This window comes from Microcoleus sp. PH2017_05_CCC_O_A, assembly GCF_020738785.1.
GTDB lineage: Bacteria > Cyanobacteriota > Cyanobacteriia > Cyanobacteriales > Microcoleaceae > Microcoleus.
In genome coordinates this window covers 1-1,760 of the sequence record NZ_JAEQCB010000314.1, presented here as the reverse complement: position 1 = coordinate 1,760, position 1,760 = coordinate 1, and the positions used below count along the sequence as shown (strand labels likewise).

Here is a 1,760-nt window from a genome sequence, read left to right as displayed (position 1 = left end):
CGTATCGGCTCAATAAGTAGGGGTAGCACTTAATCTGGCTGCCAAGACAATCCTAAGGGATAAAGAGCAGATTTTTCGTGAATAATAGTGGACAGAGAAGGAATAATTCCAAGTTGAGAAATTCGATCGCGCACATAATCAAAAAAACTGATTCCCAACTGACGAGCAGTAGCAACAAGAGACATAAAAGTATCCCAAGCCTGAGTACCCTCAATCGTTTGAGTTGCATAGCTAATATTACGTCGCTGCACCATGGTTCGGGCAGCTAACTCAGCCGGATTATTGTGTAAAGGTAATTCAGGATGCTCTAAAACCCTCAGCAACTCGAATTCTTTGACCGCAGTTAATTGTTTGCGTTCATCCAACAATTCATAACCACTTGGGGTTTCAAAAAGCAGCCGAAATTTCGACCTTAAAAGTATTGCAGCTTCAGGACTTGGAGCATCTTTATAAGCTAATAATTCCCGATAATAATCCCAAAATTCTTTGATAAATTTCCCTAAAATTGTTTGATGGCAATGAAACATGGGGCTTAACTTCTTGTAATGCCTTCCCTCATGCACCCAACATAACGCTCTATCGGCAGTGATTAACTTAAATTGTGGAGCATCATCGCAACAAAGAGTTTGTACGACTGGACAATCAGTTTGCTGATGATAGAAAACAATAGCTGCTGCTTCTTTAATCCTGGTAACTTGTTGGGAACCCAGAGAAGGTACATACTTATTAAGTAGGTGATTAAACTCCTCCTCACCCAACACTGTTTCTTGAGGTAATAGCTTGAGAGCGTTTTGCCATTTAATCGGGATTTTGAAGTCCTCAATTAGTGAGAAGAAGAGTGGATTTAGCATAAATCTCAGTTCTCGTCTTGGCTGTAATCCTTTGAGGACAGTCAGTCTGTCTTTATTGGCTGTTGTGAAGTATACTGTATATAAAGGATTACAGATGATATTGGTGGTATGGTTTACTCCTTTAACACGCGCGCCTGTTTGGTCGAAGTGTTGCCACGGGCTACTCGCTAGTCCTGAATCATAAACTTCTTGTTTCTCGGTTTCAAAAAGGAAGTGGTTTTTGATTAGCAGGTTGGATAAATAACCTGCTGAAATGGAAATGCCTAAATCTGCTAAAAAATCTAGTAGTTTGCCTTGCGTCATATTGCCGCCATAGTACAAGCTGATGATTAGGGCTTTGATTCCCGGTCCAAATTCTCCTTCGTAGCCCAAGGGTAGTTCTGCTACATAAGTTTTTCGGAGTGTTGTCGGTTGCCAAGCTGATATCTTGGATGATTACTTGTTCGTATCCTTTAAATTCTGCGTCTGCTGGCAGTTGGTCTGTGGGGTATTCTAGTATTTGTTCTCGATCTATTTTAATTGTGGCTTTCTTACTGCTTTTTTTGTGCTGTTTGGGCGTTTTTCGCTCTTTTTCTGATGAGTGCTGACTTTTGAATCCTTTGGATTTGGCTTTGATGTCTGGCTTTCCTTGTTCTCCTTTCAATCGGTTGTTTTCATCTTTTAACCGTTGATTCTCTGATTCTAAGTCTTTGACTTTTAATTGTAATTGCTCTATTAGGTTCAGTAATATCTCTACTTTCTGACGCATGGATTCGTCTGCAATCCCTTGGGGGTCGATGGTTTGCAGTAGTATATTGTAGGGTGACTTGTCTTGTGAAATAATCTTTTGCGTCATGTGTCCTATTTTATAACACTTTTTTTACTCTGCTTACTTTTTTTATGGGCTACCCCGAATTATTGAGCGGATAC

Annotated in this window: 2 protein-coding genes; both read right to left on the bottom strand. The window is 40.1% G+C overall.

The annotated features are described in order from the left end of the window. Positions 1 to 29: 29 nt before the first annotated feature. Positions 30 to 851: a transposase gene (locus JGK20_RS34285; RefSeq protein ID WP_293233849.1), complete on the bottom strand. Its 822-nt coding sequence runs from the start codon at positions 849 to 851 to the stop codon at positions 30 to 32. Positions 852 to 1,053: 202 nt separating this feature from the next. Beyond that, positions 1,054 to 1,686, bottom strand: a complete 633-nt coding sequence (locus tag JGK20_RS34280) for a hypothetical protein (RefSeq protein WP_293233847.1) — start codon at positions 1,684 to 1,686, stop codon at positions 1,054 to 1,056. Positions 1,687 to 1,760 lie beyond the last annotated feature (74 nt).